16 protein-coding genes and 1 pseudogene are annotated in these 20,586 nt (G+C 72.7%); 8 read left to right on the forward strand and 9 right to left on the reverse strand.

Going from position 1 to position 20,586, the window contains the following annotated elements:
• The 3 genes and pseudogenes from DQ239_RS07370 to DQ239_RS07380 all read left to right on the forward strand — a co-directional run.
• A pseudogene (locus DQ239_RS07370) lies at positions 1-160 on the forward strand (IS30 family transposase); the annotation flags it as partial.
• Positions 161-209: 49 nt separating this feature from the next.
• A complete protein-coding gene (locus tag DQ239_RS07375) occupies positions 210-2,204 on the forward strand; it encodes a biotin carboxylase N-terminal domain-containing protein (protein ID WP_113833785.1) in 1,995 nt (664 codons plus the stop codon).
• Complete coding sequence (locus tag DQ239_RS07380; protein ID WP_113833786.1) at positions 2,205-3,359, forward strand: acyl-CoA dehydrogenase family protein; 1,155 nt, start codon at positions 2,205-2,207, stop codon at positions 3,357-3,359.
• A gap of 67 nt (positions 3,360-3,426) precedes the next feature.
• Here the strand turns inward: DQ239_RS07380 and DQ239_RS07385 are convergent, their stop codons facing one another.
• From DQ239_RS07385 to DQ239_RS07395, 3 genes are all read right to left on the reverse strand, one after another.
• Positions 3,427-3,765: a hypothetical protein gene (locus tag DQ239_RS07385; protein WP_113833787.1), complete on the reverse strand. Its 339-nt coding sequence runs from the start codon at positions 3,763-3,765 to the stop codon at positions 3,427-3,429.
• A gap of 12 nt (positions 3,766-3,777) precedes the next feature.
• On the reverse strand, positions 3,778-5,016 hold the full coding sequence (locus DQ239_RS07390; RefSeq protein WP_113833788.1) for a globin domain-containing protein: 1,239 nt from the start codon (positions 5,014-5,016) through the stop codon (positions 3,778-3,780).
• Positions 5,017-5,299: 283 nt separating this feature from the next.
• Positions 5,300-6,010 (reverse strand): helix-turn-helix domain-containing protein, encoded by a 711-nt coding sequence (locus DQ239_RS07395; protein WP_233488882.1) that lies wholly within the window; start codon positions 6,008-6,010, stop codon positions 5,300-5,302.
• Between the two features lie 125 nt (positions 6,011-6,135).
• Here DQ239_RS07395 and DQ239_RS07400 point away from each other — a divergent pair, with 125 nt between their 5' ends.
• From DQ239_RS07400 to DQ239_RS07420, 5 genes are read left to right on the forward strand one after another with little or no spacing between them, the layout of a single operon-like run.
• Positions 6,136-9,852 carry a nitrate reductase subunit alpha gene (locus DQ239_RS07400; protein ID WP_113833790.1) on the forward strand — a complete coding sequence of 1,239 codons (3,717 nt, stop codon included), beginning with the start codon at positions 6,136-6,138 and terminating at the stop codon, positions 9,850-9,852.
• On the forward strand, positions 9,852-11,582 hold the full coding sequence (gene narH / locus DQ239_RS07405; protein WP_113833791.1) for a nitrate reductase subunit beta: 1,731 nt from the start codon (positions 9,852-9,854) through the stop codon (positions 11,580-11,582). The genes DQ239_RS07400 and narH overlap by 1 nt, the downstream gene beginning before the upstream one ends.
• Complete coding sequence (gene narJ / locus DQ239_RS07410; protein ID WP_113833792.1) at positions 11,579-12,268, forward strand: nitrate reductase molybdenum cofactor assembly chaperone; 690 nt, start codon at positions 11,579-11,581, stop codon at positions 12,266-12,268. The genes narH and narJ overlap by 4 nt, the downstream gene beginning before the upstream one ends.
• Positions 12,265-13,011 (forward strand): respiratory nitrate reductase subunit gamma, encoded by a 747-nt coding sequence (gene narI, locus DQ239_RS07415; protein WP_113833793.1) that lies wholly within the window; start codon positions 12,265-12,267, stop codon positions 13,009-13,011. The genes narJ and narI overlap by 4 nt, the downstream gene beginning before the upstream one ends.
• The gene (locus tag DQ239_RS07420) at positions 13,008-14,243 is read left to right on the forward strand and encodes an MFS transporter (RefSeq protein ID WP_113833794.1); all 1,236 of its coding nucleotides are present in this window, start codon (positions 13,008-13,010) and stop codon (positions 14,241-14,243) included. Before narI ends, DQ239_RS07420 begins: the two co-directional genes overlap by 4 nt.
• A 165-nt stretch (positions 14,244-14,408) precedes the next feature.
• Here DQ239_RS07420 and DQ239_RS07425 read toward each other — a convergent pair whose 3' ends face one another.
• The 6 genes from DQ239_RS07425 to DQ239_RS07455 all read right to left on the reverse strand — a co-directional run bounded on the left by DQ239_RS07425 (position 14,409) and on the right by DQ239_RS07455 (position 20,407).
• Entirely contained in the window at positions 14,409-14,792 is a 384-nt protein-coding gene (locus tag DQ239_RS07425; protein ID WP_113833795.1) for a VOC family protein, read from the reverse strand.
• Positions 14,793-14,868: 76 nt separating this feature from the next.
• The gene (locus tag DQ239_RS07430; RefSeq protein ID WP_113833796.1) at positions 14,869-15,882 is read right to left on the reverse strand and encodes an NADPH:quinone reductase; all 1,014 of its coding nucleotides are present in this window, start codon (positions 15,880-15,882) and stop codon (positions 14,869-14,871) included.
• Between the two features lie 28 nt (positions 15,883-15,910).
• Positions 15,911-16,243 (reverse strand): hypothetical protein, encoded by a 333-nt coding sequence (locus DQ239_RS07435; protein ID WP_113833797.1) that lies wholly within the window; start codon positions 16,241-16,243, stop codon positions 15,911-15,913.
• A gap of 125 nt (positions 16,244-16,368) precedes the next feature.
• Entirely contained in the window at positions 16,369-16,785 is a 417-nt protein-coding gene (locus DQ239_RS07440; RefSeq protein WP_113833798.1) for a hypothetical protein, read from the reverse strand.
• Between the two features lie 239 nt (positions 16,786-17,024).
• A complete protein-coding gene (locus DQ239_RS20105) occupies positions 17,025-17,654 on the reverse strand; it encodes a hypothetical protein (RefSeq protein WP_147252032.1) in 630 nt (209 codons plus the stop codon).
• A gap of 149 nt (positions 17,655-17,803) precedes the next feature.
• Positions 17,804-20,407 (reverse strand): bifunctional FO biosynthesis protein CofGH, encoded by a 2,604-nt coding sequence (locus DQ239_RS07455; protein WP_113833800.1) that lies wholly within the window; start codon positions 20,405-20,407, stop codon positions 17,804-17,806.
• Between the last annotated feature and the right edge of the window lie 179 nt (positions 20,408-20,586).

Consider the following 20,586-nt stretch of genomic DNA (forward strand, 5'->3'; position numbering starts at 1 on the left):
AGGCAGCGACCTCGCCGTCCACGACGCCGACCATCTCGACCGCATCGCCGCCAAGCTCAACGGGCGACCCCGCAAGACCCTGGGCTTCAAGACCCCAGCCGAGGTCCTCGCCCGACTACTCTCCGAACATCAACAAGCCGGTGTTGCGACGACCAGTTAAATCCGCCGACGGCTTTTCCGCGGAAAAGCAGGACGGGGCGGTGGCGTAGGTGTTCGAGACGGTCCTGGTCGCCAACCGGGGCGAGATCGCCGTCCGGGTGATCCGCACCCTGCGCGCGATGGGCATCCGTTCGGTCGCCGTGCACAGCGACGCCGACGCCGGTGCGCTGCACACCCGGCTGGCCGACGTCGCCGTGCCCATCGGCCCCGCGCCCGCTGCGCAGAGCTACCTGTCGATCGAGCGGGTGCTGGACGCGGCGGCCCGCACCGGCGCCCAGGCCGTCCACCCCGGGTACGGCTTCCTGTCCGAGAACGTCGACTTCGCCAAGGCCTGCGCGGCGGCGGGCGTCGTCTTCATCGGCCCGCCGGTGGACGCCATCGAGGCCATGGCCGACAAGATCCGCGCCAAGCAGACCGTGATGGCCGCCGGCGTGCCGGTCGTCCCCGGTCGCACCGAACCGGGGATGACCGACGGGCAGGTGGCCGACGCCGCCGTCGCCGTCGGCTTCCCGGCGCTGCTCAAGCCCAGCGCCGGCGGGGGCGGCAAGGGCATGCGCGTCGTCCACTCGGCCGCCGAGCTGCCCGACGCGATCGCGGCCGCCCGGCGGGAAGCGCGCGGCTCCTTCGGCGACGACACGCTGCTGGTCGAGCGGTACGTCGGCAACTCCCGGCACATCGAGGTCCAGGTGCTCGGGGACGCCCACGGCACGGTGATCCACCTGGGCGAGCGCGAGTGCAGCCTGCAGCGCCGGCACCAGAAGGTGATCGAGGAGGCGCCCTCCCCGCTGCTGGACACCGCGATGCGGGCGTCCATGGGCCGGGCGGCGGTCGAGGCGGCCCGGGCGGTCGGCTACACCGGCGCGGGCACGGTGGAGTTCATCGTCGACGCCGACCGGCCGCGCGACTTCTTCTTCCTGGAGATGAACACCCGCCTGCAGGTGGAGCACCCGGTCACCGAGCTGATCACCGGCCTGGACCTGGTCGAGCAGCAGGTCCGGGTCGCCGCGGGGGAGCGGCTGCCGGTCGAGCAGAGCGACGTCTCGCTGGACGGCCACGCGATCGAGGCCCGGCTCTACGCCGAGGACCCCGCCCGGGGCTTCCTGCCCCAGGCCGGCACCGTGGTCGGGCTCGTGGAGGCCGAGGGCCCGGGCATCCGGGTGGACAGCTCGCTGGCGGTGGGCAGCGTCGTCGGCACCGACTACGACCCGATGCTGGCCAAGGTCGTCGCGTGGGCGCCGGACCGGGAGACTGCCCGCGCCCGCCTGGTCGCCGCCCTCGGGCGCACCGCCGTCCTCGGGGTGACGACCAACGCCGGCTTCCTGCAGGAGCTGCTGAGCGACCCCGACGTCGTCGCCGGGCGGCTGGACACCGGGCTGATCGAGCGCCGCGGGGAGGCGCTCACGCGGCCCGAACCGCCCCCGGCCGAGGTGTATGCCGCCGCCGCGCTGGCGCTCCTGGTGGAGTCGGAGCCGGCCGGCCCGCTGGTCGACCGGTGGGACGTGCCCGACGGCTGGCGGCTGGGCGAGCCGGCGTGGACGGTCCGCCGGCTGCAGGCGCCCGGCGGGGATCCGGTGACCGTGCGGGTGCGTGGCCGCTCGACCGATGCGCAGGTCGCGGTGGGCGACGGCGACCCGCTCCCGGCGAGTGCCGTCCGCGACGGCGACCGGTTGCGGGTGACCCTGGATGGGCGGACGTCGTCCTTCGTCGTCGTGCACAGCGGCGGCACGGTGTGGTTGGCGGCCGGCGGGCGGGTGGCCGCGCTGCGCGAGCACGAGCGGCTGGCGTCGTCCACCGGCGGAACCGGTGGCGACGGCGCGGTGACCTCGCCGATGCCCGGGACCGTGACCCTGGTGCAGGCCTCGGTGGGCGACGAGGTGGAGGCGGGCGCCCCGCTGCTCGTCGTCGAGGCCATGAAGATGGAGCACGTGCTCACCGCCCCGATCGCGGGCACGGTGACCGAACTCGGTGTGGCAGCCGGCCAGACGGTCGCGCTGGACGAGCGGGTGGCGCTGGTGACCCCGGCCGCTCCCGGGCAGGAGGACTAGGTGCTCGACTACCGGCTCAGCGACGAGACCGAGGCCCTGCGGACGACGGTGCGCGAGTTCGCCCGGGAGGTGATCGCACCGCAGATCGGCGAGTTCTACGAGCGCGACGAGTTCCCGGTCCACATCGTGCGCCAGATGGGCGAGCTCGGGCTGTTCGGTCTGCCCCTCCCGGAGGAGTACGGCGGCGGGGGCGGCACCTACTTCGACCTGTGCGTGGTGCTGGAGGAGCTGGCGCGGGTCGACTCGTCGATGGCGATCACCGTCGAGGCCGGCGTCTCGCTCGGGGCGATGCCGATCTACCGGTTCGGCACGGAGGAGCAGAAGCAGCAGTGGCTGCCCCGGCTGTGCACCGGGGAGGTGCTCGGCGCGTTCGGGCTGACCGAGGCCGGCGGCGGCTCGGACGCGGGGTCGACGCGGACGACGGCCCGGCTGGAGGACGGCTCCTGGGTGATCAACGGCTCGAAGGCCTTCATCACGAACTCCGGCACCGAGCTCACCGGGCTGGTCACCGTCACCGCGGTCACCGGCACGCGCCCGGACGGCGGCAAGGAGATCTCGGCGATTCTCGTGCCGTCGGGGACGCCGGGCTTCACCGTCGGCCAGCGGTACTCGAAGGTCGGCTGGAACGCCTCGGACACCCGGGAGCTCTCCTTCGACGACTGCCGCGTGCCGGAGGAGAACCTGGTGGGGGAGCGTGGCCGCGGCTACGCGCAGTTCCTCTCCATCCTCGACGAGGGGCGGATCGCGATCTCGGCGCTCTCGGTCGGGCTCGCGCAGGGGTGCGTGGACGAGTCGGTGAAGTACGCCCGCGAGCGCGAGGCGTTCGGGCAGCCGATCGGCCGCAACCAGGCGATCCAGTTCATGATCGCCGACATGGAGGTGCGGGCCGCCACCGCGCGGCTGGCCTACTACCGGGCCGCGGAGAAGATGCTGCGCGGGGAGCCGTTCCAGCGCGAGGCCTCGATCGCGAAGCTGTACAGCTCCGAGGTCGCCATGGACAACGCCCGCTACGCCACGCAGGTGCACGGCGGGTACGGCTTCATGAACGAGTTCCCGGTCGGCCGCTTCTACCGCGACGCCAAGATCCTGGAGATCGGCGAGGGCACCAGCGAGGTGCAGCGGATGCTCATCGCTCGGGACCTCGGCGTCGGTTAGAACGCGGAGACGGTGGCGACGACGCGGGCGGGACGGTTTCCCCACCTCGGGCCGTCGCCACCGTCGATCAGTCCCTCCCGGGGGCGCGCTGGGGGACCGCGACGCTGAGCAGCACGACGCTGTCCTCGTCGGCCTGCAGGCTGTGCCGCCGATCCGGGATCGGGCTGAAGGAGTGCGCACCCAGGTCGACCGTCTCCTCGCCGGCGACGAGCCGGACGCGGCCGCGGAGGACGAGCAGGCTCGCGGGCCCGGGGCTCTCGTGCTCGCCGAGTTCGGCCCCGCCCAGCAGGGCGATCACCGTCTGCCGTAGGCCGTCGATCGGGTGCGGCAGGGTGCTGGCCGCCCGGCGCGTGGTCTCGCTCGCGGCCCGGTCGAGGAGGTCGGCGGCGAGCTGGGTCAGGTCCACGGTGACCCGGTTTCAGGCGCCCATGGCGCTCGGGGTCGGCTCGGTGACGAAGTCCGCCTGCCACAGGTCGGGCCCGAACACCTCGTACTGGATGTCGCGCGGCGGCACCCCGCGCTCGATCAGCGAGCTGCGCACCGCCTGCATGAACGGCAGCGGGCCGCAGAGGTAGTACACGGCGCCGTCCGGGAGATCGACCGCGCCGAGGTCCATCACCCCGGAGTGCACGCCGTCGACGGGCACCGAGCACTCGGCGCCGAGCTCGAACCAGACGTGCACCGTGCCGTCGGGAAGGGCCCGGACGTCGTCGAGCACCTGCTGCCGGAGCGCCCAGGAGGCCTCGTCGACGTCGGCGTGCAGCAGGGTGACGTCCAGGTGCGAGCCTGCGTTCACCAAGTGGGACAGCATTCCTGCCATCGGGGTGATGCCGATGCCGGCGCTGGCGAACACGACCGGGCGCCCGGAGTCGTCGAGCACGACGTCGCCGAACGGCAGGGAGAGCGTCAGCACGTCGCCGACCTGCACCGAGTCGTGGAGCAGGTTCGACACCTCACCCTGCGGCTTGCCCTCGCCCTGCACCCGCTTGACGGCGAACGAGCGGTGCTCGCCGTCGTCGGCACGGGTGAGGCTGTACTGGCGCGGCTGGTGCACGCCGTCGGGCAGAAGGGCCTGGACCGTGACGTACTGGCCCGGCAGTGAGGTCTTCACCAGGCGGTCGTCGATCCGCTTGACCCGGAAGGTGACGACGTCGTCGGTCTCCCGGATCTTCTCCGCGACCTCCCACTCGCGCCACACCGTCTCCGGGCGCACACCGCGGGCGCTGTAGAGCCCGCGCTCCTGGTTGATCAGCGCGTAGGCCATCAGCCAGTAGACCTCGTCCCAGGCCGCCGCCACCTCGGGGGTGACCGCGTCGCCGAGCACGTCGACGATCGCCCAGAACAGGTGGTCGTGCACGACCTGGTACTGGTCGGGACGGATGCCCAGCGTGGCGTGCTTGTGCGCGATCCGGTTCAGCAGATGGTCCGGCAGCTGCTCGGGCGTCTTGACCAGTGCGGTCGCGAAGGCGGCGACGGACCCGGCCAGCGCGACCTGCTGCGTGCCTTCGGCCTGGTTGCCGCGGTTGAAGATGCCGTCGAGCAGCTCAGGACGCTCGCCGAACATGTGCGCGTAGAAGCGCTGGGCGATCTCACCGATGTTCTCGGCGATGACGGGCAGCGTGGCCTCGATGACGGGGCGGGACCGATCGGAGAGCACTCGACCTCCTGGGAGCAGGCGCGGGGGGGTGTGACCGGTCCGCCTGTCCCCGCGGGACGGTCGCGTGAAACCAGATCGAGTTGTAGTTACCAGGCAGCATGGTGGAAACTCGCTCGAGGTGGGCCAGGTCACACCGAGCAGCGGTGTGTGTGGCCGGGACGTCGGGGGTGCCGTGACGAGGAGCGGTCGTGCCGCTGCACAGCATCCGGCCGGGTTGCCGGTCCGGACGCGCGCCGCAGGAGCACCCGGGCAGCCGGCGCCGGGGTCGGGGGCGCCCGCCGGATCAGTGGCCGGGTGGCGGTGCGCCGTCCCCGCTTCGCGGCGCGAGGTGCGCCAGGCAGAGGTCGGGCGCCACGAACAGGACCAGCCGGTCGGCGGTCACCGGGGCGCGCATCTCCTCGAGCGCGCCCTGCATCAACCCGAGGTGGATCGAGCAGACCACGTCCCGGTGCTCGGCGGCCACCTCACGGAAGGGGCAGTGCGGGATCCGCAGCGTCCGCGGGGCCTCGGCGGCGACTTCCGGAGCGAAGCCGATCTCCGTCAACAGCTCCAGCAGGCAGCCGACCGCCTCGTCCTCGGTGGTGCGGCGGAACGGGGCCGGGCGCGCGCTGAGGTGCCGGCCCCAGGTCCGGCCGATCTCGACGGCGGCCGACGAGGCGTCGGCCGCGGTGCCCAGCACGTACCCGGCCAGCATCTCGGCGAGGAACCGGTAGTTGCGCCGGTCGCTGGCGGGGTCGGCGATCTCGACCGCGGTGAACACCAGCCGCGGTCGCCCGGGCTCCTCGCGCTCCTCCACCCGCCGGTCGGCGAGCCCCTCGCCGACCAGGCGGTCGAGGTGGAACCGGACGGTGTTCGCGTGCAGACCGGTCCGGCCGGCGAGCTCCTGGACGCCGAGCCCTGCCGGGGTGCTCCGCAGCAGTTCGAGGATCCGCAGCCGGCTGACCCCGGCCCGGGCGGCCTCCTGCGCGGGGGGCGCGCCGGTCGCGGGGTCCACCCGCCCATCCTCCCAGACCTGCGCGACGGCATCCCATCGCCCACCACCGATCTCACCCGGCGGGGCCATCAGGGCACCGATCGGTCCGACGGACGCGGCACCCGCCGCGGCACGAGAGGAGCAGCGTGACCACCACGCGCCGTCCCGGGACCGGCTCCGCCGGCGGGTTCGACAGCGGCCTGAGCGAGGCGCTCGTCGGCACCTCGCGGTTCTTCCGCAAGGGCGAGGTCAGTCCCGACCTGCGGGCGCTCTACCAGATCGGCGGGCGGGACGCGGACAGCTTCTACCGGGACCGCTGGAGCCACGACAAGGTCGTCCGCTCGACCCACGGGGTCAACTGCACCGGCTCCTGCTCCTGGAAGGTCTACGTCAAGGACGGGATCATCACCTGGGAGGCGCAGCAGACCGACTACCCCTCCACCGGCCCCGACCGGCCGGAGTACGAGCCGCGCGGCTGCCCCCGGGGCGCGGCGTTCTCCTGGTACACCTACTCGCCGACGCGGGTGCGCTACCCCTACGTCCGCGGCTCGCTGCTGCAGATGTACCGCGAGGCCCGCACCCGCCTCGGCGATCCGGTCCTCGCCTGGGCCGAGATCGTCTCCGATCCGGAGAAGGCGCGGGTCTACAAGTCGCAACGCGGCAAGGGCGGCCTGGTGCGCGCCACGTGGGACGAGGCGACCGAGATGATCGCCGCCGCGCACGTGCACACGATTAAGGAGTACGGCCCCGACCGGATCGCCGGGTTCTCACCCATCCCGGCCATGTCGATGGTGTCGCACGCGGCCGGCGCCCGCTTCATGTCGCTGATCGGCGCCCCGATGCTGTCGTTCTACGACTGGTACGCCGACCTGCCGGTCGCCTCCCCGCAGGTGTTCGGCGACCAGACCGACGTCCCGGAGTCCGGGGACTGGTGGGACGCCGCCTACCTGGTCCTCTGGGGATCGAACGTGCCGGTCACCCGCACCCCGGACGCGCACTGGATGACCGAGGCCCGCTACCGCGGCCAGAAGGTCGTCGTCATGAGCCCGGACTACTCCGACGCCACGAAGTTCGCCGACGACTGGCTGGCTCCCCACCCCGGGACCGACGGCGCGCTGGCGATGGCCATGGGGCACGTCGTCCTCAGTGAGTTCTTCGTCGACCGGCAGGTGCCCCGCTTTACGGAGTACGTCAAGCGCTACACCGACCTGCCGTTCCTGCTCACGCTGACCCCGCGCGGGGACACCCCCGAGGCCGGCTACGTGCCCGGCAAGTTCCTCACCGCCGCGGACCTGGGTGACCTGGAGGAGGGGGCGGAGTTCAAGACCGTGCTGGTCGACGCCGGCACCGACCGGCCGACGGTGCCCAACGGCACGCTCGGCGACCGGTTCACCGACAGCGGCAAGGGTCGCTGGAACCTCGACCTCGGCGACGTCGACCCGTTGCTATCCCTCTACCGGGAGGGCGCCGAGGTCGCGCCGGTGGACCTCGCGCGGTTCGACACCCCGCGCGGCGAGGGCGCCGTGATGCGCCGCGGTGTTCCGGTGCGCCGGCTCGGCAAGCACATGGTGACGACGGTCTACGACCTGCTGCTCGCCCAGTTCGGCGTCGGCCGGCCGGGGCTGCCGGGGGAGTGGCCGGCCGGACTCGACGACCCGTCGCAGCCGTACACCCCGGCCTGGCAGGAGCAGTTCACCGGTGTGTCCGCGGCCGCCGCGGCCCGGATCGGCCGGGAGTTCGCGCAGAACGCCGAGGACTCCGGCGGCCGGTCCATGATCATCATGGGTGCAGGGACCAACCACTGGTTCCACTCCGACACGATCTACCGGGCCTTCCTCACCCTCACGACGCTCACCGGCTGCCAGGGGGTCAACGGCGGGGGCTGGGCGCACTACGTCGGCCAGGAGAAGTGCCGGCCGGTCACCGGCTGGATGACGCTGGCCTCGGCGCTGGACTGGGCGAGGCCGCCGCGGCAGATGATCCAGACCGCGTACTGGTACCTGCACACCGACCAGTGGCGCTACGACCGGACCACCCTGGACGGGTTCGCCTCGGCGCTGGGGGAGGGCCGGTTCGCGGGGCGGACGCCGGCCGACGTGCTGGCCCAGTCGGCGCGGATGGGCTGGATGCCGTCGTACCCCACGTTCGACCGCAATCCGCTGGACCTGGCCGACGAGGCGGCTGCGGCAGGCAAGGAGCCCGGGCAGTTCGTCGTCGACGAGCTGCGGGCCGGCCGGCTGCGCTTCGCCGGGGAGGACCCCGACGCCCCCGAGAACTTCCCGCGGGTGCTCACCGTCTGGCGGGCCAACCTGCTCGGCTCCTCGGCGAAGGGCAACGAGTACTTCCTGCACCACCTGCTGGGCACCGACTCCTCGCTGCGCGCGGACGAGGCGCCGCCGGGGGCCCGGCCGCGGGACGTCGTCTGGCGGGATGAAGCGCCCACCGGCAAGCTCGACCTCCTGCTGGCCCTGGACTTCCGGATGACCAGCACGACCGTCTTCTCCGACATCACCCTGCCGGCGGCGACCTGGTACGAGAAGCACGACCTCAACACCACGGACATGCACCCGTACGTGCACTCGTTCAACCCGGCGATCGCGCCGCCGTGGGAGACCCGCACCGACTTCGACGCCTTCGGCTCCATCGCCCGGGCGTTCAGCCGGCTCGCGGCCCGGCACCTGGGCGTGCGGCGCGACCTGCAGGCGGTGCCGCTGCTGCACGACACCCCCGACGAGACGGCGAATCCGCGCGGCGTCGTCCGTGACTGGGCGGCCGGCGAGTGCGAGCCGGTCCCCGGGAAGACCATGCCGAAGTTCGTCGTCCACGAGCGGGACTACGGGGCCGTGGCGCAGAAGTGGGCCGCTCTGGGCCCGCTGGTCGAGAAGCTGGGGCTGCAGGTCAAGGGCGTCACGACCAAGCCGGACAAGGAGGCCGACTACCTGCGGCACAAGAACGGCGTCGTCCGGGACGGCGTCGCCGCGGGCCAGCCCGCGCTCGCCCGGGACGTGCACTGGTGCGAGGCGATCCTGGCGCTGTCGGGGACGACCAACGGACGGCTGGCAACCCAGGGTTTCCGGTTCTCCGAGGAGCGCACCGGCACGCGGCTGGCCGACCTGGCCGCCGAGTCCGAGGGCCGGCTGGTCACCTTCGCCGACACCCAGGCCCGGCCCACGCCGGTGATCACCTCGCCGGAGTGGTCGGGCAGCGAGCACGGCGGACGGCGGTACTCGCCGTTCACCATCAACGTGGAGCGGCTCAAGCCCTGGCACACCCTCACCGGGCGGATGCACTTCTTCCTCGACCACGACTGGATGACCGAGGCGGGGGAGAGCCTCCCGGTGTTCCGGCCACCGATGGACATGCACACGCTGTTCGGGGAACCGCAGCTCGGCGACACCGGCGAGCTGGGGATCACGGTCCGGTACCTGACGCCGCACAACAAGTGGTCGATCCACTCGGAGTACCAGGACAACCTGTTCATGCTGTCGCTGTCCCGGGGCGGCCCGCTGGTCTGGATGAGCACCCAGGACGCCGCGAAGATCGGCGTCCGCGACAACGACTGGATCGAGGCGGTCAACCGCAACGGCGTTGTCGTCGCCCGCGCGATCGTCAGCTCGCGCATGCCCGAGGGCACCGTCTACATGCACCACGCGCAGGACCGGCTCATCGACGTCCCGCTGTCGGAGACCTCGGGCAAGCGGGGCGGCATCCACAACTCGCTGACCCGGCTGTTCCTCAAGCCCACCCACCTGATCGGTGGCTACGCGCAGCTCTCCTTCGCCTTCAACTACCTCGGCCCCACCGGCAACCAGCGCGACGAGGTCACCGTGATCCGCCGTCGCACCCAGGAGGTGACCTACTGATGCGCGTCATGGCCCAGATGGGCATGGTGATGAACCTCGACAAGTGCATCGGGTGCCACACCTGCTCCGTCACCTGCAAGCAGGCGTGGACCAATCGCAGCGGCGTCGAGTACGTCTGGTTCAACAACGTCGAGACGCGTCCCGGTCAGGGCTACCCGCGCACCTACGAGGACCAGGAGAAGTGGAAGGGCGGCTGGGAGGTCGGCCGGGGCGGCCGGCTGCGGCTGCGCACCGGCAGCCGGCTCAAGCGGCTGCTGACGATCTTCTCCAACCCGGTGCAGCCCTCGATCGCCGACTACTACGAGCCCTGGACCTACGACTACGACACGCTGCTCAACGCCCCGGTCCAGGAGCACACACCGGTCGCCCAGCCCCGCTCGCTGCTGACCGACAAGCCCATGAAGGTCGAGTGGAGCGCCAACTGGGACGACAACCTCGGTGGCGCGCCCGAGCTGACCGCGGACGACCCGGTGCTGAAGAAGGTCTCGGCGCAGGTCAAGCAGCAGTTCGAGCAGACCTACATGTTCTACCTGCCGCGCATCTGCGAGCACTGCATCAACCCGTCGTGCGCGGCGTCCTGCCCGTCGGGGGCGATCTACAAGCGGGCCGAGGACGGCATCGTGCTGGTCGACCAGGACCGCTGCCGGGGTTGGCGGATGTGCATGACCGGCTGCCCGTACAAGAAGATCTACTACAACCACCGCACCGGCAAGGCGGAGAAGTGCACCTTCTGCTTCCCGCGGGTCGAGGTGGGCATCCCGACCGTCTGCTCGGAGACCTGCGTCGGCCGGCTGCGGTACATCGGCATCGTCCTGTACGACGCCGACCGGGTGCTCGAGGCGGCCTCGACGCCGGACGACCAGGACCTGTACGAGGCGCAGCGGTCGATTCTCCTCGACCCGAACGACCCTGAGGTGATCCGGGCGGCGACGGCCGCCGGTATCCGGCGCGACTGGATCGACGCCGCCCAGCGCTCGCCGATCTACGCGCTGATCAACCGCTACGAGGTAGCACTCCCGCTGCACCCGGAGTACCGCACCATGCCGATGGTCTGGTACATCCCGCCGCTGTCGCCGGTGGTCGACGCGCTGACCGAGACCGGCCACGACGGCGAGGACGCCGGCAACATCTTCGGCGCCATCGAGGCGCTGCGGATCCCGGTCGAGTACCTGGCCGGGCTGTTCACCGCCGGCGACACCGCCCGCGTGACGGGGGTGCTGCGCAAGCTCGGGGCGATGCGCTCGTACCTGCGCGACCTCAACCTCGGCCGGCCCGCCGACGAGTCGATCGCCACGGCGGTCGGCATGACCGGGCGCGACCTGCAGGATCTGCACCGGCTGCTGGCGATCGCGAAGTACGACGAGCGCTACGTCATCCCTCCGGCGCACGCCGAGCAGGGGCCGGAGCAGGAGGAGCTCGACGTCGGTTGCTCGCTGGACTACGACGAGGGCCCCGGCATGGGCGGGTGGGGCCCGTTCGGCGAGACCTCCGGCGGGGTCACCCCGATCGCGGTGGAGAACTTTCACATGCTCGCCGGCCGGCAGCTCAGCGACACCCCGGCCGCGCCGCCGACCAAGGACGAACGCGTGAACCTGCTGAACTGGGACGGCAAGGGCGCTCCGGAGGGCATGTTCCCGCCGCGTCCCGAGGACTCCGCGGCGCTGCACGGCCGCCCGGACGGCGGCGGCGAGCCCCCGGACTCGCCCGCGGTCACGGACCCCAAGCCATGAGGCTGCGCCGCTCCGAGACCCTCACTCCGGCCGAGTCGGCGACTGCACGGCAGGCGGCCTCGCTGCTGCTGGGCTACCCCGACGAGGAACTGGTCGCCCGGCTCCCGCTGCTGCGCGCCGCCGTCGCCCCGCTGCCGGCCGCCCTGGCCGGGCCGCTCGGTCACGTGCTCGATCACGTCGAGACGACGCCGCAGGCGCGGCTGCAGGCCGACTACGTGGAGACCTTCGACCTGCGCCGGCGCTGCTGCCTCTACCTGACCTACTACGTCTACGGCGACACGCGGAAGCGCGGCATGGCACTGCTGCAGATCAAGCACCTCTACACCCGCGCCGGGCTGACCCTGGACGAGGGCGAGCTGCCCGATCACCTGGCCGTCGTGCTCGAGTTCGCCGCGACCGGGGACGTCCGCCGCGGGGAGCGGTTGCTCACCGAGTACCGCGCCGGCGTGGAGCTGATCCGGCTGGCGCTCGAGGAGCGCTCCTCGCCGTACGCCGACGTCCTGCGGGCGGTCTGCGCCACCCTGCCGCCGGTCGAGGCCGGCGACCGCGAGGCGGTGCTGCGGCTGGCCCGCGAGGGCCCCCCGACCGAGGACGTCGGCCTGGACCCCTACGGCGCCACGCCCTTCGCCCCGCCCGAGTACATCCCCCAACCCGGTCCGACCGCGCCGATGGGAGCCCGCGGATGAGCGCCACCGACGTCCTGCTCTGGGTGATCCTCCCGTACGTGAGCCTGGCGATCTTCGTCATCGGGCACTACTGGAGGTACCGCTACGACAAGTTCGGCTGGACCACCCGCTCCACCGAGCTCTACGAGCAGCGGTTGCTGCGGTGGGGCAGCCCGCTGTTCCACTTCGGGATCCTGTTCGTGCTGCTGGGCCACATCGCCGGGCTCGGCATCCCCAAGTCGTGGACCGAGGCCGTGGGCATCTCCGAGACCGGCTACCACGCCCTGGCCGTCATCACGGGCGCCATCGCCGGGTTCTGCACCCTCGCCGGGCTGGCGATCCTCATCTACCGGCGGCGCACGGTCGGCCCGGTGTTCTCGGCGACCACGAAGAACGACAAGTTCATGTACGTCGTCCTCACCGCCACGATCCTGCTCGGGCTCAGCAACACGGTGCTGGGCGTGCTCGGGCACGAGGGGGCCGACTACCGCGACACGGTCTCGCCGTGGTTCCGCAGCATCTTCTACTTCCGGCCCCAGCCGGAGCTGATGGCCGAGGCCGGGCTCGGCTTCCAGCTGCACGCCCTGTCGGCGCTGCTGCTGTTCGCGATCTGGCCCTTCACCCGCCTCGTGCACGTCTTCAGCGCACCGCTGGGCTACTTCACCAGGCCCTACATCGTCTACCGCAGCCGGAGCGCACAGCTGGGCAACCGACGAGCGCCACGCGGCTGGGAGCAGGAACGCGTCGGAGGGGGTCGGCGATGAGCGCCACACGAGGAGCAGGGACGACGGCGACCCCACCGGCGGAGGCGGTCCCGCGGCAGGCGTGGACCATGCTCGCCGTCGCGACGCTCGGCTTCGCCGTCAACTTCTGGGCGTGGGCGCTGATCAGCCCGCTGGGCGCCTTCTACACCGAGGCGCTGTCGCTGAGCGCCCTCCAGAAGTCGCTGCTGGTCGCCGTCCCGGTGATCGTCGGCTCGCTGGGCCGCATCCCGGTCGGCGCCCTCACCGACCGGTTCGGGGCGCGGACGATGTTCCCGATCGTGAGCGCGCTGACCATCGTGCCGGTGCTCTTCATCGGCTACGTGGCCAGTGACTCCTACGCGATGATGCTGCTCGGCGGCTTCGTCCTCGGGCTCGGGGGCACCACGTTCGCCATCGGCGTGCCGCTGGTCAACGCGTGGTTCCCGCCGGCCAGGCGCGGCACGGCCCTGGGCGTCTTCGGCGCCGGCATGGGGGGTACCGCCATCTCGGCGTTCACCACCGTCCAGCTCAAGGACGCCTTCAGCCTGGAGTTCCCGTTCACGCTGGTCGCGGTGCTGCTCGCCGGCTACGCCGTGCTGGCCTACGTCGTGCTGCGCGACGCCCCCGGCCGGACGCCGGCCACCGGCAGCCTGCTCCGGCGGACGTGGGACACCTTCCGGATCCCGGTGACGCTGCAGCTGTCGTTCCTCTACGCGGTCGGGTTCGGCGGCTTCGTCGCCTTCAGCGTGTACCTGCCCACCTACCTGCGCGACGCCTTCGCGCTCGAACCCGGGGACGCCGCGGTGCGCACGGCCGGGTTCGTCGTCCTCGCGGTCATCATGCGGCCCATCGGTGGCGCGCTGTCTGACCGGTTCCACCCGGTGCCGGTGCTGGTCGTCTGCTTCGCCGTGGTGGCGGTATGCGCGGCGGTGTCCGCGCTCGAGCGCCCGCTGGAGCCGGTCGGCACGATCGCCTTCCTGGGCATGGCCGCGGCGCTCGGAGCCTCCTCCGGAGCGGTCTTCGCGCTCGTGGCGATCGCCGCACCGGCCGGCAAGGTGGGTGCGGTGACCGGCATCGTGGGGGCCGCCGGTGGGCTGGGCGGCTTCGCCCCACCGCTGGTGATGGGTGCCATCTACGGCTGGACCGGCAACTACCGCCCAGGCCTGTGGCTCTTGTCGGCGACCGCGCTGGTCGCCGCCGCCTACACCGCCTGGGGCATGCGCGACGGCGGCCGAACCGGTTCCGCGGCCTGACCCGCGGTCACGAGGTGACGACGAGCACCTTGCCGACGGCGCCGTCCTGCGCCGCCTGGTGCGCGGCAACACCATCCGCAGCGGCATCACGCTGACACGCCATCCTGAGCCAGGTGCGCGGATGCTCATCGCCCGCGACCTCGGGGTGGGCTGAGCCTCCGCGGTTCAGTCGGGCCAGCCGCCGTAGGGGACGGTGAGGATCTCCAGGCGGTGCCCGTCGGGGTCGTCCCAGTAGAGGCCGCGGCCGCCGTCGTCGGTGTTGATCCGGCCCTCCTCCCGGTGGAAGGGGTCGGCCCAGTAGGGCAGACCGCGCGCGGTGATCCGGGCGTGGATCTCGTCGAACTCGGTCTCGGAGACCAGGAACGCGTAGTGCTGCGGGTGCGGGGCGCCGTCCTCGGCGTAGTCCAGGGACACCCCGTTGCCGAGCTGGACCACGGCGAACGGCCCGAAGGTGGACGGCGGTTCGAGGGCCAGCAGGTCGGTCAGGAACTGCGCGGAGGCGTGCCGGTCGCGGGCGTGGACGATCGTGTGGTTCAGCGAGACGCTCATGGCACACCTCCGCGGGCGGTGCGGTCACCGTGACCGCACCGTGGGCCCGCGGTCAACGCCCGCGTGCGCGGTGCGCTCAGGCGGTGACGTCGACCAGCACCTTGCCGACGGCGCCGTCCTGCACAGCCTGGTGCGCGGCGGCCGCCTCCGCGAGCGGGAAGACGTGCAGCGGCAGGCCGGCGTCCTCACCGACCCGGATCGCGCCGTCGGCGACCGCGGTGGCGACGTCCTCGATGCCGAGCACCTTCGCCCGCTCCGGCTCGGTGTAGACGAGCACGAACTGCCAGCGGGCGTTCGGGCCCATCTGCGCGCGCACCGGCACGGTCACCTCCGCGCCGCCGTCGTCGGCGTACATGGCGACGGCGCCGTGCATGCCGATCACCTGCGCGTCGGTGGCGGCGTTGACCGCAGCGGAGACCTCGACGATCGCGTCCACACCCTTGGGCTCGATCTTCCGCACCTCGGCGACGACGTCCTCGGCCCTGTAGTTCACGACGTGGTCGGCGCCCGCCGCCGCCGCGAGCTGCGCCTTGCGCGGGCTGCTGACCGTGGCGATGACGGTCGCGTCGGACCACCGGGCGAGCTGGATGGCGGCGTTGCCGACCGCTCCGGCCCCGCCCTGCACGAGGACGGTGTGGCCGGTCAGGGTGCCGGGGCCGAGCCGGTCGGGCAGCGACTCGGCGACGGTCAGGCAGCGGTGCGCGGTGAGGAACGGGATGCCGAGTGCGGCCCCCAGCTCGAAGGACGGGTCCTCCCCGAGCAGCACGACGTGCCGCGCAGGGACGACGGTGTGCTCGGCGGCGGTACCCCAGCGGCGCTGCCAGGCGGCCTCCCAGATCCACACCCGCTGGCCGGTCATCGCCGGGTCCACGCCCTGGCCGACCGCCTCGACCGTGCCCGCGCCGTCCTGGTTCGGCACCTGGCCCTCGGGGCCCGGCTGGGCGGTGCTGCGGCTCTTCCAGTCCGTCGGGTTCACGCCGGAGAACGCGACCCGCACGCGGACCTCACCCGGACCGGGGTCGGGCACGGGGAGGTCGAGGAGTTCGAGGACGTCGGGTCCGCCGCTCCGGCGGTAGGAGATGGCGCGCACGGTGCACCCCTACCCTCCCGGCGCACCCTCACTCGGCCGGGCGCGACCGCTCCCGCTGGGCGCGGCGCCAGTGCAGGACATGGATGCCGCCGGCCAGCAGCAGCGTCACGCACGCAGTCACGGTCTCCTTGATCTCGTAGCGCCGCTGCGCGTCGTTCGTCTGCTCCTCCGAGAGGTATCCCGACGCCTCGTCGAGGGGCGTGTACGCGGTCCACCCGAAGTCGGCCGTGGCGTCCGGGTAGGCGATGCCGATCGCGCTCTGCACCAGCTGGACGGCGGCGAAGAGGCCGACCAGCAGCGCGACCAGGCAGACGAGGTAGAGGTAGACGTTGCGCGGGGTCATGCGGTCCTGCACGGGCACGGGGGCTCCTCGGCCGGGCGCGGCGCAGCTGCCGCGCGGTCGGTCGATCCTGCCGTACCAGCGGCCTGACCAGCGCGGAAGTAGCCGACGTGTACTGGACGTGTCCCCGTGGACGAGTCGCGAGGTCAGCTCGCGTAGCCGTCGGCCTCGGTCGGCCACTCCAAGGGCGGCAGCCCGGCCAGAGCGGCCAGCCGGTCGACGGTGAGCTCGACCGACTCGTCGGCCGGCGGCGCACCCTCGGGCGAGGCGAGCAGGGGGCGGACCTCGGCCGGGTCGAGCTCGCTACCGGTCGCCTCCCGCGCCCAGGCGGCGAAGCCCTCGGCCTCCGCGTCGACGTCCACCGGCGGCGAGGCGTCGGGCTCCTCGAAGTAGATCCGCGGCTCGTAGCCGAGGAAGAACCGGCCGCCACTGGCGTCGGCCCGCCAGTGGTCGATGGTGGCGATCCGGCTGTCGTGCACGTCGACCAGCAGGAAGGGCACCGCCGTCGGCCCGCCCCGGGTCCACCGCCCGTCGCTGAACGCGAACTTCCCGAAGAGACCCACGGGCCGAGGCTAGCGACGGCGCGGGGTCAGCCGGTCAGGCCGCCGGGCAGGTTGACCAGGATCGACTCCTGGCTGGAGCGGGCGATCACGACGACGGCCTCCTCGCCGTCGCGAGCGAAGACGAACACCGGGTGCCCGGAGACGACGTGGATCGCCGTCTCCGAGTCGCCGTGGCGGTGGTATCCCCGGGGTCTGGCCGGTGCGCGGGGCCGCGGGCCACGTCGGGGCGGTGCCCGGGCTCAGCCGAGGTTCGTGGCGACCGCCGCGAGGTAGTCGTCTGCCACCGCGACGTCCGCGGGGTCGTCCGAGTCGGCCCGCACCACCACCTGGAGGACCACGTCGTCGGCGTACACGAGCCTGCGGTCGACCTGCTCGTAGTCCGAGACGACCCGGTGGACGCGGGTGCCGGTCCACTGCGATCCCGTCCAGTCCTCGACACTCTGGCTCTCCGAGGCCGGGGTCTCCCGCTCGCCGTCGCCGTCGAGGTCGTGGGCTGTCGTCAGGCTCCAGTCGCAGAGCGCCATGGTCGCCTGGGTCTGCTCGACGGCGTCGCGGGCTGTGAGTTCGGGATCGGTCATCCTCCAGGCGTAGGCCTCCACGGTGGCCGAGGCCTGCTGGAAGAAGACGGTCGTCGGGGCACCCATCCCAGCGGGGAGAGCCGGCGGCGGGACGTTCGGTCCTGAGGGCTCGGGATCACAGACGGTCGGGTCCAGTGGGGAGTCGGCCCCGAGGACGAACCCCGGTAGCTCGACCACCAGTGCCTGCTCGAGTCCCGCACCCGACCCCGAGGCGGTGCCGCACCCGCAGAGCAGCCCGGCCGCCACGAGCACGAGGCCACGCCGTCGTCCCACCCTGCCGCCGCCGTCCATGTCGGAAATGTAGGGGGCCGCTGCCCATGACGGCCGTCAGGCTCCGCCGCGGAGACGCGGTCCCGGGACCTGGGGGGTTCCCGCCGGCACCGACTACCGCATGCTCCTGTACGGCGTGCCGGTCGCCGGGGCGCCGGTCGCGTGAACGATCAGGACGGCGTGATGGAGAGCGTGAGCCTCCGGCCGCCCTCCTCGGAGCGCGCGGTCGCCAGGCGCTCGGCCGACGGCGTGCCGTACTCCGTCGTGCGCTGACGCGCGGGCCGGCCGATCGCGGCGGCCATGGCCTCCAGCTCGGCGATGGTCTTCAACGAGCCGTTCTCGCTGCCGGCCATCCGGCTGATCGTCTCCTCCATGAGCGTGCCGCCGAGGTCGTTGGCCCCGCCCCGCAGCACGGCTTTGGTGCCGGCGTCGGCGAGCTTGACCCACGAGGTCTGGATGTTCGGGATCCGGCCGTGCAGCAGCAGCCGGGCGACGGCGTGGACCGCCCGGTTCTCGCGCACCGTCGGGCCCGGGCGGGCGACGCCGGCGAGGTAGATCGGCGAGTTGTGGTGCACGAACGGCAGCAGCACGAACTCGCTGAACCCGCCGGTGCGGTCCTGCAGCGCGGCCAGGGTGCGCAGGTGCGCGACCCAGTGCGCGGGGGTGTCGACGTGGCCGTACATCATCGTCGACGTCGTCGGCAGGCCCACCTCGTGCGCGGTGCCGATGATCTCCAGCCAGGTCGCCGTCGGCAGCTTGCCCTTGGTCAGCACCCAGCGGACGTCGTCGTCGAGGATCTCCGCCGCGGTCCCCGGGATCGAGTCGAGCCCGGCCGCCTTGAGCTCGGTGAGGAACTCGCGGAACGAGAGCCCGGTGCGGGCCGCGCCGTTGACGATCTCCATGGGGGAGAAGGCGTGCAGGTGGATGCCGGGCTGCCGCTTCTTCACCTCGCGGGCCAGGTCGAAGTAGGCGGTGCCGGGCAGGTCGGGGTGGATGCCGCCCTGCATGCAGATTTCGGTGGCACCGGCGGCCCACGCCTCGTCGACGCGGTCGCCGACCTGCGCCATCGACAGCGTGTACGCGTCGGCGTCGGTGCGGCGCTGGGCGAAGGCGCAGAACCGGCAGCCGGTGTAGCAGACGTTGGTGAAGTTGATGTTCCGGTTCACGACGTAGGTGACGTCGTCGCCGTTGACGTCGCGGCGCACGGAGTCGGCCAGCGCGCACAGGGCCTCGAGGTCCGGGCCGTCCGCGCCCAGCAGTGCCAGGTACTCGGCGTCGGAGAGCCCGGCCGGGTCCGCCTCGGCGTGCGCCAGCGCGGCGTGCACCTCCGGATCGCCGACGGTCAGCGCAGTGGAGTGCCCGTCGCGCGCGCTCTCCGTGCGGTCGCGCAGCTCCGACCAGTCGCCGTAGACGGCGTCGAAGTCGCTGCGGCGGTCCGACGTGCGGCCGGTGGTGTCCACCTCGACGTGCAGGTCGACCCGCCCCGACGACGTCCACGCTTCGTCCGGCTCCTGCCAGGGCAGGCCGACCGGCAGGCGACCCTCGACGGCCAGGCCGTCGGGACCGGCCAGCGCGTCGACGTGCGGGCGCACCCGCGGGTCCAGCCACGGCTCGGGCTGCCGCACGTACGGCGGCTGGGCCGCGAGCCGCTCCCGCAGCTCGAAGCCCGCCTCGGCGCTCAGGGCCGCCAGCTTGTCGATGTTCGGCCACGGCCGCTCGGGGTTGACGTGGTCCGGCGTGAGCGGCGAGACACCGCCCCAGTCGTCGACGCCGGCGCGCAGCAGCAGCCCCAGCTCGGTCGAGTCCGACAGGTTCGGCGGGGCCTGCACGCGCGCCTTCGGGCCGAGCAGCAGCCGGGTGACGGCGACGGCGGCCACGTACTCCTGCAGCTCCAGGTCGTCGTGCGCCTGCATCGCGGTGCGCGGCTTGGCCCGGAAGTTCTGGACGATGACCTCCTGCACGTGCCCGTGCCGCAGCGCCGCGGCCCGGATCTGCAGGACGGCGTCGACCCTCTCGGCGTAGTCCTCGCCGATGCCGAGCAGCACGCCGGTGGTGAAGGGGACGGCGGAGCGCCCGGCGTCCTCCAGCACCCGCAGCCGCACGGCGGGCTCCTTGTCCGGGGAGCCGAAGTGCGGGCCGCCGGGCTCGGACCACAGCCGCGTCGCCGTCGTCTCCAGCATCATGCCCATGGACGCCGACACGGGCTTGAGTCGCTGGATCTCCTCCCACGACAGGACGCCGGGGTTGAGGTGGGGGAGCAGGCCGGTCTCCTCGAGCACCCGGATCGCCATCGCGCGCAGGTAGCCCAGGGTCGAGTCGAAGCCGTGCGCCTCGAGCCACTCGGCGGCGACCGGCCAGCGCTCCTCGGGGCGGTCGCCGAGGGTGAACAGCGCCTCCTTGCAGCCCATCGCCGCGCCGGCCCGGGCGATGTCGAGGACCTCGTCGGGGGAGAGGTAGGGGGCCTTACCCTGCGCCCGCAGCTGGCCCGGCGTCGTCACGAAGGTGCAGTAGTGGCAGCGGTCGCGGCACAGGTGGGTGAGCGGGATGAACACCTTGCGGCTGTAGGTGACCACGCCCGGCCGCCCGGCCGAGGCCAGACCGGCGTCCCGGACCCGCGCGGCGGCGGTGAGCAGGCGGTCCAGCGGAGCGCCGTCGGCCAGGCCGCGGGCGTGCAGCAGCGTCTCGGCCTCGACGGCGTCGAGGGTGACCCCGCGCTCGGCGCGGGTGAGCGCGCGGCGTAGGGCGGACTCGGTGGGTGCAGGCAGTGCGCTCATAGCGGGTCCGACGCTAGCCCGCGGGGGCAACCGTCGGGACGTCGGCAGGAGGAGGTGTTGCTCGCACAGTCGGGCTCTGCCCCGCCGGTGGGGGCAGAGTCCGACTGCGTGCGGGTGTGCTCGGAGGTCCGTGCACGCGAACGCGACCGCCGCCAGCCCGAGAGAACCGGGCCTCCGCC

Origin of the sequence: Blastococcus sp. TF02-09 (assembly GCF_003319105.1) — a bacterium.
Taxonomy (GTDB): domain Bacteria; phylum Actinomycetota; class Actinomycetes; order Mycobacteriales; family Geodermatophilaceae; genus Blastococcus.

What these genes read in the sequence shown, in the direction of transcription:
- DQ239_RS07425 (WP_113833795.1), bottom strand. Translation starts at nt 14,792, where the DNA reads ATGAGCGTCTCGCTGAACCACACGATCGTCCACGCCCGCGACCGGCAC.
- DQ239_RS07455 (WP_113833800.1), bottom strand. Translation starts at nt 20,407, where the DNA reads ATGAGCGCACTGCCTGCACCCACCGAGTCCGCCCTACGCCGCGCGCTC.
- DQ239_RS20105 (WP_147252032.1), bottom strand. Translation starts at nt 17,654, where the DNA reads ATGGACGGCGGCGGCAGGGTGGGACGACGGCGTGGCCTCGTGCTCGTG.
- narJ (WP_113833792.1), top strand. Translation starts at nt 11,579, where the DNA reads ATGAGGCTGCGCCGCTCCGAGACCCTCACTCCGGCCGAGTCGGCGACT.
- narI (WP_113833793.1), top strand. Translation starts at nt 12,265, where the DNA reads ATGAGCGCCACCGACGTCCTGCTCTGGGTGATCCTCCCGTACGTGAGC.
- narH (WP_113833791.1), top strand. Translation starts at nt 9,852, where the DNA reads ATGCGCGTCATGGCCCAGATGGGCATGGTGATGAACCTCGACAAGTGC.
- DQ239_RS07420 (WP_113833794.1), top strand. Translation starts at nt 13,008, where the DNA reads ATGAGCGCCACACGAGGAGCAGGGACGACGGCGACCCCACCGGCGGAG.